This window comes from Saccharopolyspora erythraea (genome assembly GCF_018141105.1).
Lineage (GTDB): Bacteria > Actinomycetota > Actinomycetes > Mycobacteriales > Pseudonocardiaceae > Saccharopolyspora_D > Saccharopolyspora_D erythraea_A.
Map to the genome: position 1 here is coordinate 415,643 of NZ_CP054839.1, position 20,653 is coordinate 436,295.

A 20,653-nucleotide genomic window follows, 5' to 3' on the forward strand; every position below is an offset into this window, starting at 1 on the left:
CCGTGGACCAGCTGTCCTTCTACTCGGCTGAGGCCCGGCACCCCCGCATCGCCGATCTCGCGGGGCTGCTGTGCGGGCCGGCGCAGGCGGTGGGGTTCGGGCGCGGCACCGCGGCGCGGCTCTCGGTCGTGGTCGACGACGAGTGGCGGGCCCGATCCCTGGTCCTGGCGTGCGCGGACCGCGGCGTGGAAGCCGAGCTGGGACGCTCCGACGAGGGCCGTCCGCTCGTGCGCACCGCCTTCCGCGCCGACCTCACCGAGCTCGCCCGCCACTGGCTGCGCGGTGCGGTGAAGTCGGTGCCCGCCGACTTCGCGCCGGACGGCTGCGCGCTGCGGCTCTGGGCGCTGACCGCGGGCAGGCTGGAGCCCGGCGGCTACCTGCTGGGCCTGGACCCGCACGCCCCCGAGACGCACGAACCGCTGGTCGCGGCGCTGGCCCGCAGCGGTCTGCCCGCCAGGTTCATCGGCGCCCGGGCCGGCGGACCGGCACTGCGGGTCACCGGGAAGCGCCGGATCGCCCGGCTGGCGGAACTGGTCGGACCGGTTCCCGATGGTGCGATCGAGCGAACGTGGCCGCTGGTGTCCTGACGCGTTTGACGCACATCACGCCAGGTCAAGCAACGGAACACGGCCCGTGCCCGATACGTTTCTCAGGATGACGAGCGCGAGCACCGTTGTGTTGTGTGCGACGCTGTTCGTCCCCGGCACGGCGTAATGGCCCGTGCACGGTGCACACTGAGGAACTTGGACGTGCCGGAGGTGCCTAGGGTTGCGAGGTGCTGACGACCCGAGGTGCCGAAGGCGTCGCCAGGGGTAGCTCGGGCAACACGAGGGAACGGAAGCCTCCGCGAGAAGAGAGCAGGTAAGCGTGGCTGGGTCGACACGGACGAAGAAGAACGGCGGTACCGGCCGGTCTTCGGGGTCCGCCAACGGGGCGGGCGCCGGGGGGCGGCGGCTGGTGATCGTCGAGTCGCCTGCCAAGGCCCGCAAGATCGCCTCCTACCTCGGCTCCAACTTCGTCGTGGAGTCCTCGCGAGGCCACATCCGGGACCTGCCGAGCGGGGCGGCCGACGTGCCCGCCAAGTACAAGGGCCAGCCGTGGGCCAGGCTGGGCGTGGACGTCGACAACGACTTCGAGCCGCTGTACCTGGTCACCCCGGACAAGAAGGCGACGGTCACCGAGCTCAAGGACGCCCTGAAGGAAGTCGACGAGCTCTACCTCGCCACGGACGGTGACCGCGAGGGCGAGGCGATCGCCTGGCACCTGATGGAGACGCTCAAGCCCAAGGTGCCGGTGCGGCGGATGGTGTTCCACGAGATCACCGAGTCGGCCATCCAGTCGGCCGCGGCCAACCCCCGCGAGCTGGACCGCGACCTGGTCGACGCCCAGGAGACCCGGCGCATCCTGGACCGGCTCTACGGCTACGAGGTCAGCCCCGTGCTGTGGAAGAAGGTCATGCCGAAGCTGTCGGCGGGCCGCGTGCAGTCGGTGGCGACCCGGATCGTGGTCGAGCGGGAGCGCGAGCGGATCAAGTTCGTGCCCGCCGAGTACTGGGACATCTCGGCCACGATGGACGCCGGTCCCGACGCCGACCCGCGCCGCTTCGGCGCGCGGCTGGTCAGCGTCGACGGCGCCAAGCTGGCCACCGGACGCGACTTCGGCCCCGACGGCAGGCTCAAGAACGACGACGTCCGGCTGCTCAACGAGGCGGAGGCCCGCAGGCTGGCGGCCGGGCTGACCGACGCGAGCCTGAGCGTCTCCAGCGTCGAGGAGAAGCCCTACACGCGGAAGCCGTACGCGCCGTTCATGACCTCCACGCTGCAGCAGGAGGCCAGCCGCAAGCTGCGCTTCTCGGCCGACCGCACGATGCGCACCGCGCAGCGGCTGTACGAGAACGGCTACATCACCTACATGCGAACCGACTCCACGACGCTGTCGGAGACGGCGATCACGGCGGCTCGCAACCAGGCCAGGGACCTCTACGGCGACGAGTACCTCTCGCCGCAGCCGCGCCAGTACAACCGCAAGGTCAAGAACGCCCAGGAGGCGCACGAGGCGATCCGGCCCGCGGGCGAGAGCTTCCGCACGCCCGGCCAGGTGGCCGCCGAGCTCGACACCGACGGCTACAAGCTCTACGAGCTGATCTGGCAGCGCACCATCGCCTCCCAGATGGCCGACGCCAAGGGCACCACCCTGTCGGTGCGCATCACCGGCACCGCCGCCGACGGCGAGGAGTGCACGTTCGCCGCGTCCGGCCGCACGATCACCTTCGCCGGTTTCCTCAAGGCCTACGTCGAGGCTGTCGACTCGGAGGCCGGCGGGGTCGCCGACGACGCCGAGTCCCGGCTGCCGCGGCTGGCGCGGGACCAGGCGGTCACCGCGCCGGAGCTCTCGCCGGACGGCCACAGCACCAACCCGCCGCCGCGCTACACGGAGGCGAGCCTGGTCAAGGCCCTGGAAGAGCTGGGCATCGGCCGCCCGTCGACCTACGCCTCGATCATCAGCACCGTGCAGGACCGCGGCTACGTCTGGAAGAAGGGCTCCGCGCTGGTGCCCTCCTGGGTGGCGTTCGCGGTCGTGGGCCTGATGGAGAAGCACTTCGGCAGGCTGGTGGACTACGACTTCACCGCGGCGCTGGAGGACGAGCTCGACCGCATCGCCGAGGGCAGGCAGCAGCGCACGAAGTGGCTGTCGGGCTTCTACTTCGGCGGCGAGGTCGGGCCGGACGACTCGATCGGCCGCGCGGGCGGGCTCAAGAAGCTGGTCGGCTCCAGCGTCGAGGAGATCGACGCCCGCGAGGTGAACTCGATCCCGATGTTCACCGACGAGGAGGGCCGCACCGTCTACGTCCGGGTCGGCCGCTACGGCCCGTACCTGGAGCGGCCGCTGAACGACAGCGAGTCGCAGCGCGCGAACCTGCCCGACGACCTGCCGCCGGACGAGCTGGACATCCAGATCGCCGAGAAGCTGTTCGCCACCCCGATGGAGGGGCGCAGCCTTGGCACCGACCCGGAGACCGGCCACGAGGTCCTGGCCAAGGAGGGCCGCTTCGGCCCTTACGTCACCGAGGTGCTGCCGGAGGGCAACAAGGGCAAGCCGCGCACCGGCAGCCTGCTGAAGTCGATGTCGCTGGACACCGTGACCATCGACGACGCGCTCAAGCTGCTGGCGCTGCCGCGCGTGGTCGGCACCGACCCGGAGAGCGGCACCGAGATCACCGCGCAGAACGGGCGCTTCGGCCCGTACCTGAAGCGGGGCACGGACTCGCGGTCGCTGGAATCCGAGGAGCAGATCTTCACGGTCACCCTCGAGGAGGCGCTCAAGCTCTACGCGCAGCCCAAGCAGCGCGGCAGGCGGGCCGCCGCGGCCCCGTTGCGCGAGCTCGGCGACGACCCCGACTCGGGCAAGCCGCTGGTGATCAAGGACGGCCGCTTCGGCCCCTACGTCACCGACGGCGAGACCAACGCCTCGCTGCGCAAGGGCGACTCGGTGGAGGAGCTGACGATCGACCGCGCGGTCGAGCTGATCGCCGAGCGGCGGGCCAAGGCGCCGGCGAAGAAGAAGACGGCGTCGAAGTCCAAGAGCACGTCGAGCAAGACCACGGCCTCCAAGAGCAGCAGCTCGAAGAGCTCGTCGTCCAACGGCTCGAAGACGACCAAGAGCGGCACCACCAGGAAGAGGACGACCAGCTCGTCGAAGCAGTCCTGATTCCCCTGGCGACGGCGAGGCGCGCGGCGCAGACTTCGGCGCACACCCCGCCGACCAGGGGAGGCGGCGATGCGAGACGCCTTGTCCGGCCCGGACGGCACGCAGCCGTTGACGCCACCGCCGACGTATCCGGACGTGCTCGCGGGCGGTGAGATCGTCCGCAGCCACATCCGGCCGGCGCAGCCGGTGGCGCCTCCGCAGCTGACCGAGCACGAGCGGTTGGCCGCGGTGCGGCCCCGGCGTGCGGCCCGGCATCCGGCCGAGCAGACGGAAGTGCGCGTCGAGCCCGCGAGCGACCAGCGCTCGGGCGGCGTGGCGGGCAAGGTCGTCGGATGCCTGACGATGCTGGTCGTGCTGGGCGGGGTCGCGCTGGGAGTGGTCCACCGCCTGCTGGAGGAGTTCGGAATCCTCGGGCCGTGACGGCCGCCGGCGCGTCGGCGCCGACCCGTACAGTGCCCGGTGTGGACGTGACCCCGGAGCTGACCACCGGCGTGTGGGCCGACGTCGTCGGCCAGCCGGAAGCGGTGCGAACGCTGCGCGCGGCCGTGCGCGCCGCCGACCTGCTGGCTCGCGGCGAGCCCGCGCCGGCCGGAGCGATGACCCACGCCTGGCTGTTCACCGGCCCTCCGGGCTCCGGGCGCTCGGTCGCCGCCAGGTCCTTCGCCGCGGCGCTCCAGTGCACCTCCGGCGAGGGCTGCGGGCACTGCTCGGCCTGCCGGACGGTCCAGGCGGGCACGCACGCAGACGTGCGGGTCGTCGTGCCGGAGGGGTTGTCGATCTCGGTTTCGGAGATGCGGTCGCTGGTGCAGGCGTCGGCGCGAAGGCCGACGACCGGGCAGTGGCGGGTCGTGCTGATCGAGGACTCCGACCGGCTCACCGAGGGAGCGTCGAACGCGCTGCTCAAGGCGGTCGAGGAGCCCCCGGACCGGACGGTGTTCCTGCTCTGCGCGCCCTCGGACCACCCCGAGGACGTGTCGGTGACGATCCGCTCCCGCTGCCGTGTCGTGCAGCTCAAGACCCCCCGGCCGGACGCGATCGCGGAAGTGCTGGCCGAGCGCGACGGAATCGAGCCGGGGATGGCGCAGTGGGCCGCGTCGGTCAGCGGCGGGCACATCGGCCGCGCCCGCCGGCTGGCCACCGACAGCGAGGCGCGCGAGCGGCGGGAGGCCGTGCTCGGCGTCCCGCTGGGACTGCGCCGGTTCTCCGACGTGTTCACCGCCGCAGGCGGGCTGGTCAAGGCGTCGGAGACCGATGCGGTCGCGGCCAACGAGGACCGCAACGAATCCGAGAAGGAGGAGCTGCGCACCGCGATGGGCGCAGGCGGCACCGGCAAGGGAACGGCCTCGGCCACGCGGGGCGCGAACGCGGCCATCCGGGAGCTGGAGAAGCGGCAGAAGTCCCGCGCGACCCGGTCGCAGCGCGACGCATTGGACCTGGCCTTGGTGGACCTTGCGGGCTTCTACCGGGACGTGCTGGTGGTGCGCTCCGGTTCGACGGCGGCGTTGAACCACCCCGACTTCGCCCGCTCGGTTTCGAAGGCGGCCGCGGAGTGGACGTCGGACTCGACCCTGCGCAGGCTGGAAGCGGTGCTCGCGTGCCGGCTCGCGCTGACCCAGAACGTCAAGCCGATCATCGCGGTGGAGGCGATGGCCGCCGCCCTGCACCGCGGCTGAGTCGGCGCGCGGCCGGCCCGATCCGTGCACAGTGGACCACGGCTGTCGGCATCGGGCGGGATCGATGACCCGGATGCGCTTCCGGGGCGGATCAAGTGTTTTTCGAGGTCATCGCGCCAGCCATCCGCCGTCGACGACCAGGATGTGGCCGTTGACGTAGTCCGAGGCCGCGGACGCGAGGAACACGGCCGCGCCGACCAGGTCGTCGGGCCGCCCCCACCGGCCCGCCGGGATGCGCCTGGTGATCTCCTCGTTGCGCTCGGCGTCCTCGCGCAGCGCAGCGGTGAAGCCGGTGGCGATGTAGCCGGGGGCGATGGCGTTGACCTGCACGCCGTGCGGCGCCCACTCGTTGGCCATCGACTTGGTCAGCCCGGCCACGGCATGCTTGGCCGCGGCGTAGGCGGGCACCATGACACCGCCCTGGAACGACACCAGCGACGCGATGTTGATGATCTTCCCGCTGCCGCGCGCCAGCATCTGCCTGCCTGCGAGGCCGCTGAGCGCGAAGACCGAGTTGAGGTCGATGTCGAGCACCCGCTGCCAGTCGTCCAGACCGAGCTCGGCGACCGGGCCGCGGTGGACGATCCCGGCGTTGTTGACCAGCACGTCGACGTCCCGCGCGGCGAACACCGGCTCCAGCGCTTCCGCCGCGGCGCGCGGCTGGAGCAGGTCGACGGCCACCTGCTCGACCGCGGCGCCGTGGGAGCCGGCCTCCTCCGCGACCTCGCCGAGGTCGTCGCGGTGGCCCACCAGCACCAGGTCGGCGCCCGCCGCGGCGAGGCCGACGGCGATGGCCCGGCCGATGCCGGTGCGCGCGCCGGTGACCATCGCGGTCCGGCCGTCGAGGCGGAACAGCTCGGTGCTCATGGGGTTTCCTCCGTGCGTCCGGGTGGTTCGGCCGGTTTCGTCGGTCGCGGACCCGGCCAGGTGCCGACGGGATCATGGAACCCGGTTGTGGGGCGTGGAACAACCCGCCGTGCAGCGGTGCCTCGCTCCAGAGCGGTCCGTCGGCGGGGCAGGAGGACCGTGGTCGTCGTCGCCGTTGTTTCGTCAGTTCCGGCGTCTCGGCAGGGCGGCCACGAGGATCGTGCCGAGCAACAGCATCGCCGTTCCGGTCCAGAACAGCGGCACCGCGGAGTAGGCGCCGCTGGTCAGCGCGAGCGGCGGCGCTTTCGGGCCCTCCGCGATCGGTACGGGAGCGGGGTTCGTCGCCGGAGCGGCTTCGCAGACCACTCCGCCTTCCGGGGCGCCTGCCCTGGCCACCTGCTCGCCGAAGGAGATCTGCGCCAGCGAGGTCGGGATGCCGAGCCGGTCCGCGGGCAGGACGTGCAGGTCGAACATCCGCGCCCCGGCCCGCACCTCGGACCCCACGACGTCCTGGCGCAGCTCCCCGATGCTCAGCCGCACGACGCCGAGGTCGAGCTTGCGCGGGTCGAACGGCAGGTCCATCCGCGGCTTGGCGGCGTCGATCGTCCCGATCTCCTCGCCGCCCTGCGACACCCGCAGAACCGGCGCTTGGTACTCCACAGTGGACGTCGCCGGGTCTCCGGTCGAGGTAGCCGTCAGCGTCGGCTCGCTGACGACGTCGATGCGCAGTTCGCGGTCGGTTCCGGAGAACAACCGGACGCTCGCGACGCTCATCCGCGACGTGGCCCGCACCGCCTTGCCCCGCTGGCCGGGGACGTCGACGAGCTGGACGTTCGAGTGCGCCTGCATCGCGTCGGGGACGTTCAGCAGCGACGCGCCGCCGCCCGCCGCACCGGTCAGTCCGGTCAGCTCGGCCGGGAACGACGGCAGCGCGTTGCCTGCCGACAGGCCGGCCAGCGAGGTCCTGGCATCGGCGATCGGCTCCACGCACGGTCCCAGCACCTCGTCCCACCGCGCGTGCGCGCTGCCTTCGAGCACGCCGAGCTTCACCAGCCCGTCGAGCGGGGAGGCCGGCGGCTGGAGCTCGTTCACCGTGGGCTCGGGGTGGTCGGGTACGGCTGTCTGGCTCAGCGACAGCGGCGAGCGCGGTGCTTTGCCCTGGACGGCGAACCCGAAGGGCTGGGCGTCGGCCACCGCGCGCTCGTGCGCCAGGTACGCGCCGGAGTTCGCCTGCGCGCTGGCCAGGCCCATACCCAGCTCGGCGAGGGCCTGCTTGGGCAGGGATTCCTCGAAAGCCGGGTTGTCGAGGATCGTGCCGGTGGGAACCGTCTTGGGCAGGATGCGGATCATGCCGATGCCGGTGCCCGCGTCGGCCACGATCGGCCCCGGCTGTGATACCGGCACCGACTCCGGGGGCTGCGTCGGGTCGTGCGGCGACGGACGCGGCGTCGTCGGCAACGTCGACTCCTGGGCCAGCGCGTCGCGCGCCAGCGCCTGCGGTGCGAGCGCGGCGGGCAGGCCCAGCCCGGCCACGGCCAGCGACGCCGTCGTGCAGACCGCCAAGCGGCGCATCGGGCGGTGACGCATCGGGCGGCTTGGTCGCATCCGGCATCCTTCCGATCGCAGCGTGTGCAGTGACCGGGGTCACTACGTCTGCTAACGACCACGCCTGCGCCCGGTAACGAACCGTTCGCCGAGGTGTGCGCCCGTGCCGCGGCGGGCCTGGCAGGAGGGGTCGTGCGAGTCCGCCGGGCGCCGCCCGCTACACTCGGACGCGCAACGCCGCCTTAGCTCAGTCGGTTAGAGCGACGCACTCGTAATGCGTAGGTCTGGGGTTCGACTCCCCAAGGCGGCTCGTTCTCACCAGGCGCTTTCCGGGAATCCGGGAAGCGCCTGGTGGAGTTTCGGCTCATTTTTCAGTCTCAATAGCCCCGGTCGGCGGGGTTTACCTTCCCTGGGCGCGAGTACCGCTCGGTCGTGGTACCGATGCGTGACCCAGCGGTTTCGAACGCCCACGCGGTGGCTGTATCAGTCCGGAAGCCACGGACGGCCAGCTGAACGACTTGCAGATCCAGATCGCCGCAAGCTGCACGAGCGCGCTGCGATAGCGAAGCGCGGATGCGGGCACTCAACGCCGCCCGGGGAGTGGTCGATGCTGGCTACCTCGACCAGACCGCCCGCATCCAGCTGTCCTGGATGCGGGTCATTCCGGTGGTTTGATCAGCTCGGAGCGGGGCGCTTCTCGCCTCATCGCAGTCCTACGATGTGGAATTCAGCAACAGCGCGACGAGGATCGCAATCGCCAGGAGGATCAGGTAGGTCCAGGTGGCTGCGCGGGTGGTGCGGTGTTCGCTTGCGGCGACAGCGCTGAGGCCGATAGCTCCTACGACGCCGTAGGCGACGGCACCGAACGTCGAGAAGCCTGCTTCGATCGTGATCTTCTTGGCGAGGAAGAGCGCCATCCCGGTCAGCGGGATGACCGCAAGCCAGATCAGGATGCCGAGTGCGAGCAGTATCCAGCCGATGGCGGTGGCGCCTGTCGCGGGCTTGGTCGAGTCGGTCTTCATGGGGCTACCCCTGGTTGTTCGGCGCGGGCTGCTGTCCCTGGTTGGCGACCACACGGGCCATGCCGTTCAGCGACTCATCGTAGGACCAGTAGTCGCCATGCCAGCCCCAGGCGTTTGTGGGCAGTTCCCGGCCGCCGAAGCCTGGGTCGGAGGGGTTCATTCCGAACCAGTGGTCGTCGTGATCGCCGCCTGGATTGCTGGGGCCGTCCCACGGCATCGGTGGTTCGTTGCTGTCGCCGGGGCCGTAGTCGGCCGGGTTCGGCGATGGTGTCGCGTAGTCGATGATGTCCATGCCGGAGGTACCGGACCACACGTGGTCGGGAGGCACGCCGAGTTCACTGGCGTGGTCGACGCCGACGCCAGGGGAGCCGATGAAAACGATGTTGTTGGCGTGCAAGCCGTGGTCCCGTGCTGCGTAGCCGACCTCGGTTGAGCCGTAGGAGTGGCCGATCACGGTGTTGTTGCTGGGCTGGTCGAGCTGGTGGCTTGCGCGGAGTCCTTCCTGGAACTGGGAGAGCCCCTTGCTGCCTTGCTCGGCGTACTTCTCGAACGAGGCGTCGATCAAGGTGGGTGGGGACTCGTAACCGGCGTAGGTGATGGAGGCGAAGGATTGCCCGGGAGCCATCGCGTGGGCGCGCTGCATCACCCTGTCGGAGCTGTTGACGTAGTCGACGACATCGCCGAGGTCCGAGTAGGTGCCTGGCACCGTGGTCATGACGTTCTGCGCGGTGTCCGGATTGCCGTGCGCGATGATCGCCTGACCCCGGCCGCCCGAGGCCGTGGCGTCGATGCCGAGCAGGTAGTGATCAGGCTGCTGAATCTTCTTCTCGACCTTGTCCAGACCCTCCAGCGCCTGCCGGATCTCCTCGGCTTGGCTCTCCAGCCGCTGCTTCTCGGCCGACATGCCGTCGCCGGGCTTGATGCTGTTGATCCCGTTCTGCACAGCCCGGTACTTGGCTTCGAGCGCCGCGCGCTGGCTGGTGAGCAGTCTCACGTTCGCGTCATGCCGAACGAGGGTGGGAACGCCGTCTGCGCGCCCGACCAACTGCGGATACCGATCTACCAGGTCGGCTTTCTGCGAGGCCGAGAGAGACGACCAGCACGCCGACACTGCGGCCGGCCCCTGCTTCAGCGCGCCTTCGAACATTCCGCGGCTTGCCTCGGCCGCACGGTTTTCCACCACCGTGGCGGCTTCGGCCAACGCTGCCCCGGCCGGGCTGGTTGGTTGCGCACCGGCCTTCGCCCACTCCGCGGCGTGGGGAATGCCTTCCAGGTTGGCGCGGCTGCCATCAAGGGCCCGGACGAGGTTCTCGTGCGCGGCCCGCTCCATCCCCCGCGCTTGCTGAACAGTCGCGTGGGCCTCAGCGAACGCAGCTTCCTTCTTCGCATGCAGGGCCTTGGCCGCGTCGAAGCCGGCCACCGCATCCGCATGAGCGGCGCTGTCCGCGGTGGACATAGGACCAGTCGGCCGTCCCGCTGCTTGCTGCGTGAACGGGGCAGGCGGCTGGATAGCATCGGCCAAGACTGTGAGCTCGCCGTCGCGGGCCACCTGCTTGGCCTGCTCCATCCGCGACTTGACCGTGTCGATCTCGTCGGACCAGCAATCGATCGCGCGCGCCACCGCTGGGAACAACGCGGCCAGGCCGTCGCCATCCTTTCCCTGCCCGGCAGCCCAGTTCTGGAAGGCATCCGACGCCGAACCTTCCCATTCGCCAGCAGCTTCCTTGCGCGCCTGGTGCTGTCCGGTGGCGACCTGCTCGGTGCCTGTGCCGTAGGCGCGGACTTGCTCGGCATAGGAGCGCATCGCTCCAGGATTGCCTGCGACCCAGGTGTTCAGCATGCTCACTGCTACCGCCCCAGTTGCCGGAACATGCCGGAGTTGTCGTCGTCGGTCGAGGAGTAGTCCGCCTTGTTTGCGTCCAGATCCGCAGCCCCGCGGTGCGCGGTCTCGACGTATCCAGCGGCTGCGCGGAGCAAGTCGGCGACCGTGGCTGACACCGCAGCGCTCGAAGGTCCGGCATCACCCGGTGGGAGCGGCCGTGCCTTGCTCAGGTCATCGGTCGCGCGCTGTAAACCGCCCGCCATTTCTCCGAGTTTGGCCGGATCGATCCGGACCCCCATCAGCGTGTCCTCCCCTTGATCACGGGAATGATCGTTGTATTGATCGTGGCGACCGTATCGAAGCGGTCAGAGGGTGAGGATGGGGTTTCTACTCATTCCCACGACGACCACCCGAACAGCTCAGATCGCTGTTCGGGTGCCACTGGACCAACACGCCGGACGCTGACCGACACGCCGAGGACTACAGCGGTGGCCGTGCTCGCGGCGTCGGATTACTGGCGTGGGATGCGGCTCCCGCGCGGTGCGCGGGCCAGCCGGCGCGGTCGCTCGACGTTGGCCAACAGGAGCAGCCGCAGCACCGTGGAGGGATGGAGCTCGTGTTGCTGGGCCAGCACGGTGATGCGGGTGCCGTTGACGAAGCTGCGAGCCACGACGGCGGCTGGGGAGCGGTGCCGGGCGCGGCGGCCTCCGTCGGGAGGGCCGGAGCCTGCCGCTCATGAGTTCCGGACACGCCCGAGCCGGCCGCCCAGAGGAGGGCGATCGTCGTCAGGTTCAGTAGGGCGAGGGCTGCCACCGAGGCCAGGCGGGGCCGCCTCGGGATTCCCGTTCGGTCGTTCATTCACTACTCCGCACGTCTGTCCACTGTGGTCGCGACGGGCAGCAAACGGCCAGCGCGCCTCGCTATTTGACGCTATGCCTCGCTGCCTATCGCGTGGTTGTCACAGGGGGTTTGACCTGCGGTGGAGCCGCCGCGCTACGCCACGCTTCGGGGTGCTATGAGACGCGAAATGCACTCGTAATGCGTAGGTCTGGGGTTCGACTCCCCAAGGCGGCTCGCTCGAAAACCGCAGGCCACCCGCTGTGGCCTGCGGTTTTTTGCATCTTGGGGCCGAGCGTGCCGTGTGGTCCGCCTGCCGATCCGTTCGCCCTTGACATGATCGCTTGCCGGGGCTGGCGGGTGCCGTGGAGCATGCGGGAATGATGGTGATCATCGCGCAGCTCAGCGACCCGCACATCACCACCGGTGCGCAGGGTGACGACTCCGTGGAACGGCTGAGCCGGGGGCTCGAGTGCGTGCGAGCGCTGGATCGGTCGCCCGACTGCGTCGTGATCACCGGTGATCTGGCGGACGGTGGTCGTCGGCAGGAGTACGAAGCCGTGCGTTCGTTGATCGCGGACTTCCCGGTTCCGGTCCATCTGACGACGGGAAACCACGACGACCCCCGAGGGTTGGCGGAGGTGTTCGGCGGCACGGGCGTCCTGGGCGGTGCACGGGAAGCGCGTTATGCGGTGGACTATCCCTCCTTCACCCTCGTGGCGCTCGACTCGCACGTGAGCGGGTCGCCGGGTGGCCGGCTCGGTGCGGACCAGATCGCCTGGCTCGGCGAAGTTCTGGCGCGCCGGCCCGATGTTCCGGCGGTCGTGTGCGTGCACCATCCGCCGGTCGCGGTCGGCGTCCCCTACCTGGACGGGATGGGTATGGAGGATGCCGCCGAGTTCGCCGGGGTGATCGCAGGCCACCGCAACGTCGTCCGCGTGCTGGCCGGGCACGTGCACCGTGCCGTGGTGGCGGACTTCGCCGGTACGACGCTGACCACGGCGCCGAGCACGCATACCCAGATCGGTTTCACGACCGGGGAGGAGATCCCCGCGCTGTACCCGGACCCCGCTTCGTTCCTGCTGCACCTGATCGACGGGCCGTCCGCGGGCACGCACACCCTGCCGATCCCCAGCGCCTGAACGGTCAGCTCGACGCGATCCGGCCCCACTCCTGGGGTGTGCGGTCGGCAAGGGCTTCGTCGTGGTGCGCGAAGTCGGCCAGGTCCGCGCGGCCGGTGTTGTGGAAGGCCAGGATCTCACCGTCGCGGAAGACCTTCGTCTGGATGCCGTGCCACTCGCCTGCGCGCGGGCCGGCGGGGACGCGCAGCGTCGACGCGGTGTGCACCAGCAGGGTGCGGTCGTCGAGGGGCCGGCTGTCGACCTGCCAGATCTCCAGGTGGCTGCCCCGGTAGATGGTGTCGAAGATCTTCTGGTGCTCCGCGGCGATGACGTCACGGCCGCGCTGCACGCGCCCGACCACGTCGACGAAGTCGGCGTCCTCGGCGAAGTTCGCCGCCCATGCGGTGCCGTCGCCGGCGTTCCACGCCCGCGCCATCTCGGTGAGCACCTCGTCCACTGCTGTCACGGTTCTGCGCTCCCTGCTAGTTTAGAGCGACGATCTACTGACTAGAACAACGTTCCAACTCTGGAGGGTACATGCCCGCGGACCTTCCCGGCATCGTCCGGCTGCGGGACCGGCGCGAGGCGCTGACGCTGCGCACGATCCTCACCGCCGCGCGCGGGCTGTTCGCCGAACGCGGCTACGCCCGCACGCCGATCCGCCTGATCGCCAAGGAAGCGGGCGTCGCTCCGCAGACGATCTACGCGCACTACGGCTCCAAGGCCGGCGTGCTCACCGGGCTCGTCGACCTGCTGGACGACGAGGCGGGCATCCCCGACCTGATGGCCGAGGCCGACGCGATGACCGATCCGGAGGCGCTGATCGGCCTGCTGGCCAGGGTGAGCCGCCAGGTCAGGGAGCGTTGCGGCGACATCGTCGCGATCATGGGCTCCGGTGCCGCCGTCGACGCCGACATCGCGGCCACCCAGGCCGAGGCCCAGCGCCGCAACCGCCTCGGCGTCGAGATGATCGTCGACCGCGTGCGCGAGTCCGGCCGTCGCGTCGACCCCAGGGCCGCCGACGTCGCGGTGGCCCTGATGAGCGCAGGGGTCCACGACAGTCTCGTCGCCGAGGCAGGCTGGTCCTACGACGACTACGAGTCCTGGCTGCGGCAGACCCTCCTCGCCGCACTGCTGGGCCGAGGCTGAATGTCCTATGAGGACTGCGGGGGTGAACCCGGGGCAGCCGGGCAGTGCACCGGCACCTACCGGTCCACCCGGGGCGGCGGCGGGACCGATGTACTGACCGGCGGGAACGGGACACCGCTCGGTTCCGCGTAGCGGCCGACGGGCCCGAAGTCCGGGAACGGCTCCACCGGTTCGTCCGCGAGGTAGGCGTTCATGAACCGCTGCCAGGTCGGGCCGGTCAGCGCGTCCCCCGCCTGGGACGAGGTCGCGTCGACGACCGGCTGCGGGCGTCCGCGCTCGTCGCTCGCGCTCAGCGACACCGCGGTGGCGATCTGCGGCGTGTAGCCCGCCGTCCACGCCGTCAGGGCCTTGTCCGGGGAACCGCCGAACTGGGCGATTCCGCTCTTGACCGCCACCGGGCGCCTGCCGTCCAGCGCCCAGCTCGTCCCCCACGCGCTCCGTCTCAGCGACTCGGTGACGTTGCCCGCGACGTCCCGGCTCGCCTCCGGGTCGTCGCCGAAGGCGGTCCGCGGCTCCGGCTCGAAGGACCTGACCTCGTTGCCGGTCCGGTCCAGCACCCGCCGCACGAAGCGGGGCTCGTGGTCGGCACCGCCCGCGGCCAGCGTCGCGTAGGCGCGCGCCAAGTCCACGGTGCTCACCGGGTAGTCGCCGGTCGCGATGCCGAGCCCGACTCGCCGTTCGTCGTCGCCGGTGTCCACCCGCATCCCCGCGCGCTGCGCCGCGTCCAGCACGGCCGCCGGACCGAACCGCGCCGCCATGTTGACGAAAGCCGTCTCCGCCGCCTCGGCCATCGCCATCCGCGCGGTGCACGTGCTCGAGCAGTCGACGCCGGAGTTGCGGTAGGTGGCCCCCATGATCTCCTGCGGTGACGTGCCGTCGTAGGTCTCGGCGAGCCCGTGACCCCGCATCAGCCCGGCCGCGACCACGAACGGCTGCATGGCCGCCCCCGGCGGCTGCGCGGCCCTGGCCCAGTCGAAGCCGCCGATCCGGCGGTCGCCGCTGTGGTAGGCGCGGATCGCGCCGGTCCCCGGTTCGATCGAAACCAGCGCCGAGCGCAGGTTCTGGCTCCTGCCCTCGGCCATCGCGGCGACGGTCTCCTCGGCCGCGCGCTGGGCGTCGCGGTCGATGTTGGTGACGACGGTGTTGCCGTCGCGGTGCAGGTCCCTGGCCGTGAGCCCGTCGCGTTCCAGCTCCTCCAGCACCCGCTCCCGGATGTGGAACAGCGGCCCGGACATCTCCTCGCCGCGCCAGGCGAACCGCTCCCGGGTCTCGGGCACCGCCATCCGCCGCCGCTGCTCGCCGGTGATCATGTGGTTGGCCAGCATCTGGCCTGCGACGTACTCCCAGCGTTTCGCGGCCTGCGCGGCGTTGACCCGCGGGTCGTTCTCGGTCGGCTTCTGCACCACGCCCGCGAGCACGGCGGCCTCCGAGGCGTCGAGGTCGCGCGGCGGCTTCCCGAAGTACGCGTTGGCGGCGGCGTGCACGCCCCACGCGCCGCGACCGTAGTAGGCGGTGTTGAGGTATGCCTTGAAGATCTCGTCCTTCGGCTGCTCGTTGGTCATCTTGGCGGCGAGCACGATCTCCTTGAACTTCCTGGTGTAGCTGTGCTCGTCCTCGCCGGTCGCGAGCTTGATGTACTGCTGGGTGAGCGTCGACCCGCCGCCGGGGCTGTTGGTGACCTGGGCGTAGGCGGCGCGCACGATGCCGAGCACGTCGAAACCGCCGTTGCTGTAGAAGGAGGCGTCCTCGGCGGCGAGCGTCGCCTGCCGCATCGCGGGCGAGACCTCGTCGAGCGAACCGATCATGGTGCGGTTGCCGGTGCCGGGAACGATCCTGGTCATCTCGGTGCCGTCGGAGTACTGGAGCACGATCGACTGCTGGGTGCCCGTGGCGACGGCTCGCGGGTCCGGCACCTCCCACACCGCGTAGCCGGCGGCGAACGCGCCGACCGCCCCGAGCAGCAGCGCGGTGGCGGTGAACAGGGCGGCGCGCAGCACCCGTCGCAGGCGTCTGCGCCGGCGTGCCGCGGATACGAGCACGGTCGTCGCGTCATCGCTCACAATTCACTCTCCCGGTGGGGAATTGCCGTCGATCTTTCATACGGACGGGTGATGAATTCGGTTGCGTCCCGATCTGATTTCCGTGAGATCGGCGGCGCTGACACAGTGACTAGCCAGGCAGTCCCCGAAATGGAGCGACTCCTCCCGCAGCGCCACCGCGACCAATCACCTGGCGGCCGATCGCCGGCGGCGCGCGGGTCTAGTCCGATCAGCGCAACGCGCCGGAAGGATCGAAGTGATGGACAAAGTGGACGCCGCGGGCATCATCGGCAGCGGCGTGATAGCCGAGCATCCGCGGGCGCAGGACTGGGAACGCCGGATCGCCGAGCGGTCGGAGCAGCTCTACCGGTCGGGGCTGGTGAAACGGTTCCTGCTGGTCTGGTCCTACGCGGCCAACCCGTGCCTGGTCGCCTTGACGGCCTGGTGGTTCGCCTTATCCGGGCCCCAGCCGCTGCCCGTGGCCGCGGCGGTCGCGACGCTGATCTCGGTCGTGCTCTCGGCGCGGCTGCTCTACACGCAGCACCTGCGGGTGCGCGGGATGCAGCAGGAGGTCCGCGCCATGGAGCTGGCGTTCCGCGAGCAGCTCCTCGAGGAGTTCGCCACCGAGGACCTGCTCGGCGTCCGCAAGCACTACCGGGCGCACCTGCCCGAGGTCATCGAGCGCTACCGGGCCGAGGCCCGCGGCCACCGGCGCCGGGACGGTGCGTTCCAGGGCGTCGTCATCGCCGGATCGGTGGTCGCGGCGTGCGCGACCGCGCTGTCGGTGTCCATCGTGGACATGAGGTGGGGTGCGGTGGCGCTGAGCCTGGTGGTGGCGGTCGCCGCGGCGCTGGCGGGCCACGGGCGCTTCCGGGAGCGGGGCGCGGTGCTGCAGCAGACCGCCGACTCGCTGGAGCGCGAGTACGAGTCGGTCGAGCTGCGGGTGGGCCGCTACCGGCGGTTCGACGACGAGGCGCTGGCCTATGCGGAGTTCGCCGACACCGTGGAGGCATTGCGCGCCGAGCACGGCGTGACGTCGCCGCCGCGGATCGACGTCCTGGGCGCGCTCGGACAGTAGTCGCATTTCCATTTATCGCTCGAAGGTGGTGCGCAGTTCCGGTATGTCGATCACGGATCGTTCATCTTTCACGCTCGTGTGATCGCTGAATCGTGGTGGTTGATCTATCCGTAATCTCCCGCGGAGCGCACAGGAATCAGCCTGTGCAGGAAAGGAGCAAGGCGATGAAACGCAGCCTGAGCGCCGCGGCCGCAGTTCTGGCTGGTGGCGCCGGCCTCGCCGGCGCCGCCACCGCAGCCGAGATGCCGGAATTCCACGTCGACATGCCCGTGGAAGGCAAGGACACCGTCCTTGCCTCGTCCAACTTCACGGGCGCGCTGCAGAGCGCGAACAAGATGGTCGGCGATGTGGTGCCCGCGAGCCCGTCCGCGAGCCGCTCGAACACCCCGCACCCCCTCGGCCCGGCCGGCGAGCTGAACAGCACGAACCCGGTCGGCGAGGTGCTCAGCCCGCTGGCCGAGCAGGTGGTCACCCCGAAGACCGCCTCCCCGTTCGACGTCGTCGGCGGCGTCCTGCCCCACGGGCAGCAGCTGCCGGTGAACATGCCGGCGGGCCGCAACGCGCCCAACCCGGTCAACGGCGTGATCGACCCGCTGATGGGCGAGGGCGGCGGCTCGCCGCTCGGCGGCCCGGTCGGCGGAGCCGTGGACGCCCTCGGCACCAGCAACGGCAGCACCCCGGTGGTCGGCGACGCGCTGAACCAGTCCACCCCGGTCCCGCCCCCGATGGGCCGGAGCGCCGCGGGCCCGCTGGTCGCGGTCGCCCACACGCTCGCGGACGTCACCGGGCAGAGCCCCGACGCGACGGGCGTGCACAAGGCCGCAGGCAACGTGCTGGCCCACGGTCCGCTCAGCGGCAACATCGGAGCCTGATCGACCGGACCCGTGGTGCCGGTATCGCGTGCCGATCGATGGCCCTCGCCCGAGGAGGCGGGGGCCATCGCCGTGCCGGGGCCCGTGCGGCGGCGGACAGGCGGCGGGCGCATGACGCGGGAAACCCCACGGCGGCGATGCGGCGGGAGATCCCTGCGACCGCTCGTCAGGTCGTGGCGGTCTCCTCGGCGGCGCCGAGCACTTCGACCGTCCCGGCTGAGCCGTCCACGGTGATCCGGTCGCCGGTGCGGATGCGCTCGGTGGCGGCGGGCACCCCGACGACGGCGGGAATCCCGTACTCCCGGGCGACGGTGGCGCCGTGCGAGTTCGGTCCGCCCATCTCCATCACCAGGCCGCCCGCGGTGAGGAACAGCGGCGTCCAGCCGGGATCGGTGGACGGCGCGACCAGGATCTCGCCCGGCGCCAGCTCGGCCCCGACCGGATCCCGCACCACCTTGGCCAGGCCGGTGATCGTGCCCGCCGACGCCGAGGTCCCGGTCAGGACGCCGTCGGTGATCTCGGCGTGCATCCCCGCCTCCGGCTCGGTGCCGTCGGACAGCAGCAGCCGCGGCAGGTGCCTTCGGCGGAGTTCCCGCTCGTGGGTCTCGCGCCGGTTGGTGACCAGTCCGCGGAGGTCGGCACCGGCGACGGCTTCCTCCGCCTCGTCGAAGTCGAGGAAGAAGATGTCGTCGGCCGCGTCGAGACGACCGGCCGCCACCAGGTCGGCGCCGACCGCCCGCAGTTCCCGGCGGACGTGGGCGATACCGAGCACCATGCAGTACTTCGGCATCTCGCGGATGCCGACGATGCCGCGAACCCGGTCGATGGTGAACGCCGCCGCTCGGGCGCGCAGCGGGCTGGTGCGCCGCAGCCGGCCGACGACCTCGGCCGCCTTGGCCTCCGCCTCTGCGACCCCGAGCCGGTACTGCTCGTCGGCGGAGTGGCCACCGCCCGCTGAGCTGACGTAGTTGGCGACCAGGCCCAGGACCTGCGTCGGGTCGTCGGCCCAGCGCGGCATCCCGGCGTCGATCTCGGCGACCGCCCGGTGCCCGTGCCGGTCGAAGAACGACTCCAGCGCCGCCTGCACCGAACCCGGAAGGCTGCCTTCGCGGTAGCGCTCGGCCAGTTCCTCCGCCGTGGCGCCCGGTTCCACCGACTGCGCGAGCCGCCAGAGCTCGAGGTCCATCTCGGTGGTGACGTTGTGCGGGATGCCGCGCAGCAGGATCTGGGCCTCCTCGGCCGTGACGCGCGGTCCCAGGATCGACGGCATCAACTTGCTGAGGATCAGGCCGGTGAACAGCTTCGGGATCAGTCCGAACACGCGGGGCGCCACCATGTCGGGAATGACGCGCCGCGTGTGCGCCAACCTCTCGGCGGTGCCGGACGGCTGCGGGCGGGCGAGCTGTCCGCGGATCTCGTCCGCGACGCGGGAAGCGTGCGCGCGGGCGCTTGCCGGGTTGGCGAGGGTGCGCGCGATGGCGATCGGTGCCCGCAGCCGTGCGGCGATTCCCGCGAACCGGCGCAGCAGCGGCAGCGGCGAGGCGCGCCGGACCGCGAAGCGCGGGTCGTGGAGCATCGCTTCGACGACCTTGCCGGTCCGCGCCTCCATCATCGCGAACAGCTTGGGCAGGATGCGGCGTCCGAGCGGGTGGCGCACCACGTCGGTGATGTCGAGGAACAGCCATCCGTCGGCCTGCCGCCACACTGGTGGCGAGTCGCGGTCGACGGGCAGCCCGACGCGGCGCATGAACCCGATCCCGAGACCGCGCAGGACGGCCGCGCCCATCGGCGTGATCGGCCGGTAGACGCCCTGGGCGACGTTGACCGAGAAGTACGCGCGCACGCCCTCGCGTCGTTCGGCGGGCAGCGGGAAAAGTGTCGTGACCGGCCTGGACTGGGTCAGCCAGAGCGTGCCCGCGGCGTCGATGGCCCACTCGATGTCCTGCGGGGTGCCGTAGTGCCGCTGGACGGCCGCGCCCGCGGCGGTCAGCGTGCGAAGCGCGTCGTCGTCCAGCGTTGGTGCGCCGCTGCCCGCGACGGTCTCGGTGCCGCCGCCCGGTTTCGGCCGGACGCTGACGGCCTTGTCGCCGAGCTGCCTGGTCACGACCGCACCGGTCGCGGTGTCGACCACGAAGTGGTCCGGGTTCACCGCACCCGAGACGACCGACTCGCCGAGCCCGGTGTTGGCGTCGACGACGGTCTCCCCGCGGTTTCCGGTGACCGGGTTGGCGGTGAACAGGACGCCGGAGACCTGCGCGTCGACCATCCGCTGCACCACGACCGCGAGCTTCACCGCCCGGTGGTCGATGCCGTTGGCCTCCCGGTAGGCGACCGCGCGGTCGGTCCACAGCGACGCCCAGCAGCGCCGTACCGCGTCGAGCAGCGCGGACGCGCCGATGACGTTGAGGTAGGTGTCCTGCTGCCCCGCGAAGCTCGCGTGCGGCAGGTCTTCGGCGGTGGCCGACGAGCGCACCGCCACCGGAACGTCGTCGCCGAGCGCGGCGTAAGCGGCGGTGACCGTGTCGGCCAGGGCGTCGGGCAACTCCACGCCGGTGAGCCGGTCGCGGATCTCGGCGGCGGTCGAGGGCAGACCGTCGAGGGCGTCGCCGACGGCTGCCGCGCAGACCTCGTCGTAGGCGCGGGTGGTGAGGCAGAAACCGGGCGGTACCCGCACTCCGGTGGCCAGCAGTTCGCCGAGGTTTGCGGCCTTGCCGCCGACGAGCTCGCCCATGCCCGCGTCGATCCGGCTCAGGTCGAGCACCGCGCCGGTGGTGGTCTCGACGGTGCTCATGGCCGCCTCCTCGTGACTGCGGCGCCCTCCGGTGGGCGCCCTGTCCGAAAGGTAACCCCGCGGGGGCAACAAAATCAACACATGTTGAATTAAGGGGAACGCGCGCGCTGCGCGATCGTGTGGACACTC

At 71.1% G+C, this 20,653-nt stretch carries 17 protein-coding genes and 2 tRNA genes; 10 read left to right on the forward strand and 9 right to left on the reverse strand.

Translation table 11 applies throughout. From position 1 onward, the window contains the following. Positions 1-2: 2 nt before the first annotated feature. The 4 genes from HUO13_RS01975 (at position 3) to HUO13_RS01990 (ending at position 5,381) form a co-directional block, all read left to right on the forward strand. Positions 3-587, forward strand: coding sequence for a hypothetical protein (locus HUO13_RS01975; protein WP_211899803.1), 585 nt, complete (start codon positions 3-5; stop codon positions 585-587). 280 nt (positions 588-867) lie between these two features. Further along, positions 868-3,708, forward strand: a complete 2,841-nt coding sequence (gene topA, locus HUO13_RS01980) for a type I DNA topoisomerase (protein WP_432757818.1) — start codon at positions 868-870, stop codon at positions 3,706-3,708. 69 nt (positions 3,709-3,777) lie between these two features. After that, positions 3,778-4,128, forward strand: a complete 351-nt coding sequence (locus HUO13_RS01985) for a hypothetical protein (RefSeq protein ID WP_211899804.1) — start codon at positions 3,778-3,780, stop codon at positions 4,126-4,128. 41 nt (positions 4,129-4,169) lie between these two features. Beyond that, positions 4,170-5,381: a DNA polymerase III subunit delta' gene (locus HUO13_RS01990; protein WP_211899805.1), complete on the forward strand. Its 1,212-nt coding sequence runs from the start codon at positions 4,170-4,172 to the stop codon at positions 5,379-5,381. A gap of 108 nt (positions 5,382-5,489) precedes the next feature. Here the strand turns inward: HUO13_RS01990 and HUO13_RS01995 are convergent, their stop codons facing one another. Continuing rightward, on the reverse strand, positions 5,490-6,248 hold the full coding sequence (locus HUO13_RS01995) for an SDR family oxidoreductase (RefSeq protein ID WP_211899806.1): 759 nt from the start codon (positions 6,246-6,248) through the stop codon (positions 5,490-5,492). Positions 6,249-6,431: 183 nt separating this feature from the next. After that, complete coding sequence (locus tag HUO13_RS02000; RefSeq protein WP_249124392.1) at positions 6,432-7,853, reverse strand: hypothetical protein; 1,422 nt, start codon at positions 7,851-7,853, stop codon at positions 6,432-6,434. 176 nt (positions 7,854-8,029) lie between these two features. Here HUO13_RS02000 and HUO13_RS02005 point away from each other — a divergent pair. Beyond that, a tRNA-Thr gene (locus tag HUO13_RS02005) sits at positions 8,030-8,103 on the forward strand. Positions 8,104-8,506: 403 nt separating this feature from the next. On the opposite strand, the gene HUO13_RS02010 is transcribed toward HUO13_RS02005, so the two are convergent. The 4 genes from HUO13_RS02010 to HUO13_RS02025 form a co-directional block, all read right to left on the reverse strand. Beyond that, positions 8,507-8,815 (reverse strand): hypothetical protein, encoded by a 309-nt coding sequence (locus tag HUO13_RS02010; protein WP_211899807.1) that lies wholly within the window; start codon positions 8,813-8,815, stop codon positions 8,507-8,509. A gap of 4 nt (positions 8,816-8,819) precedes the next feature. Next, on the reverse strand, positions 8,820-10,655 hold the full coding sequence (locus tag HUO13_RS37220; protein WP_249125023.1) for an alpha/beta hydrolase: 1,836 nt from the start codon (positions 10,653-10,655) through the stop codon (positions 8,820-8,822). An 8-nt stretch (positions 10,656-10,663) separates the two neighbouring features. Continuing rightward, the gene (locus HUO13_RS02020) at positions 10,664-10,936 is read right to left on the reverse strand and encodes a hypothetical protein (protein ID WP_211899808.1); all 273 of its coding nucleotides are present in this window, start codon (positions 10,934-10,936) and stop codon (positions 10,664-10,666) included. A gap of 212 nt (positions 10,937-11,148) precedes the next feature. Next, the gene (locus HUO13_RS02025; RefSeq protein WP_211899809.1) at positions 11,149-11,307 is read right to left on the reverse strand and encodes a hypothetical protein; all 159 of its coding nucleotides are present in this window, start codon (positions 11,305-11,307) and stop codon (positions 11,149-11,151) included. Between the two features lie 314 nt (positions 11,308-11,621). Between HUO13_RS02025 and HUO13_RS02030 the strand changes: the two genes are divergently transcribed. Together HUO13_RS02030 and HUO13_RS02035 are read left to right on the forward strand one after the other, a co-directional pair. Continuing rightward, positions 11,622-11,711: transfer RNA gene (locus tag HUO13_RS02030), tRNA-Thr, on the forward strand. Positions 11,712-11,854: 143 nt separating this feature from the next. Beyond that, positions 11,855-12,616 carry a phosphodiesterase gene (locus tag HUO13_RS02035; RefSeq protein ID WP_211899810.1) on the forward strand — a complete coding sequence of 254 codons (762 nt, stop codon included), beginning with the start codon at positions 11,855-11,857 and terminating at the stop codon, positions 12,614-12,616. Between the two features lie 4 nt (positions 12,617-12,620). Here the strand turns inward: HUO13_RS02035 and HUO13_RS02040 are convergent, their stop codons facing one another. Further along, positions 12,621-13,061 carry an SgcJ/EcaC family oxidoreductase gene (locus HUO13_RS02040; protein ID WP_211899811.1) on the reverse strand — a complete coding sequence of 147 codons (441 nt, stop codon included), beginning with the start codon at positions 13,059-13,061 and terminating at the stop codon, positions 12,621-12,623. A gap of 71 nt (positions 13,062-13,132) precedes the next feature. Here HUO13_RS02040 and HUO13_RS02045 point away from each other — a divergent pair, with 71 nt between their 5' ends. After that, positions 13,133-13,744, forward strand: a complete 612-nt coding sequence (locus HUO13_RS02045; RefSeq protein ID WP_211899812.1) for a TetR/AcrR family transcriptional regulator — start codon at positions 13,133-13,135, stop codon at positions 13,742-13,744. 56 nt (positions 13,745-13,800) lie between these two features. On the opposite strand, the gene HUO13_RS02050 is transcribed toward HUO13_RS02045, so the two are convergent. Further along, positions 13,801-15,804, reverse strand: coding sequence for a transglycosylase domain-containing protein (locus HUO13_RS02050; RefSeq protein ID WP_211899813.1), 2,004 nt, complete (start codon positions 15,802-15,804; stop codon positions 13,801-13,803). Positions 15,805-16,042: 238 nt separating this feature from the next. Between HUO13_RS02050 and HUO13_RS02055 the strand changes: the two genes are divergently transcribed. Together HUO13_RS02055 and HUO13_RS02060 are read left to right on the forward strand one after the other, a co-directional pair. Beyond that, positions 16,043-16,861, forward strand: a complete 819-nt coding sequence (locus HUO13_RS02055) for an SLATT domain-containing protein (protein ID WP_211899814.1) — start codon at positions 16,043-16,045, stop codon at positions 16,859-16,861. 164 nt (positions 16,862-17,025) lie between these two features. Next, positions 17,026-17,733 (forward strand): hypothetical protein, encoded by a 708-nt coding sequence (locus HUO13_RS02060; RefSeq protein WP_211899815.1) that lies wholly within the window; start codon positions 17,026-17,028, stop codon positions 17,731-17,733. A 166-nt stretch (positions 17,734-17,899) separates the two neighbouring features. Here HUO13_RS02060 and HUO13_RS02065 read toward each other — a convergent pair whose 3' ends face one another. Then, positions 17,900-20,524: a PEP/pyruvate-binding domain-containing protein gene (locus HUO13_RS02065; protein WP_211899816.1), complete on the reverse strand. Its 2,625-nt coding sequence runs from the start codon at positions 20,522-20,524 to the stop codon at positions 17,900-17,902. Positions 20,525-20,653: the final 129 nt, after the last annotated feature.

Coding starts and splice junctions, on each gene's coding strand:
- HUO13_RS02055 (WP_211899814.1), top strand. CDS start 16,043: ATGGACAAAGTGGACGCCGCGGGCATCATCGGCAGCGGCGTGATAGCC.
- HUO13_RS02045 (WP_211899812.1), top strand. CDS start 13,133: ATGCCCGCGGACCTTCCCGGCATCGTCCGGCTGCGGGACCGGCGCGAG.
- HUO13_RS02060 (WP_211899815.1), top strand. CDS start 17,026: ATGAAACGCAGCCTGAGCGCCGCGGCCGCAGTTCTGGCTGGTGGCGCC.
- HUO13_RS37220 (WP_249125023.1), bottom strand. CDS start 10,655: ATGCTGAACACCTGGGTCGCAGGCAATCCTGGAGCGATGCGCTCCTAT.
- HUO13_RS02065 (WP_211899816.1), bottom strand. CDS start 20,524: ATGAGCACCGTCGAGACCACCACCGGCGCGGTGCTCGACCTGAGCCGG.
- HUO13_RS02000 (WP_249124392.1), bottom strand. CDS start 7,853: ATGCGACCAAGCCGCCCGATGCGTCACCGCCCGATGCGCCGCTTGGCG.
- HUO13_RS01985 (WP_211899804.1), top strand. CDS start 3,778: ATGCGAGACGCCTTGTCCGGCCCGGACGGCACGCAGCCGTTGACGCCA.
- HUO13_RS01995 (WP_211899806.1), bottom strand. CDS start 6,248: ATGAGCACCGAGCTGTTCCGCCTCGACGGCCGGACCGCGATGGTCACC.
- HUO13_RS02020 (WP_211899808.1), bottom strand. CDS start 10,936: ATGGGGGTCCGGATCGATCCGGCCAAACTCGGAGAAATGGCGGGCGGT.
- HUO13_RS02010 (WP_211899807.1), bottom strand. CDS start 8,815: ATGAAGACCGACTCGACCAAGCCCGCGACAGGCGCCACCGCCATCGGC.
- HUO13_RS02035 (WP_211899810.1), top strand. CDS start 11,855: ATGATGGTGATCATCGCGCAGCTCAGCGACCCGCACATCACCACCGGT.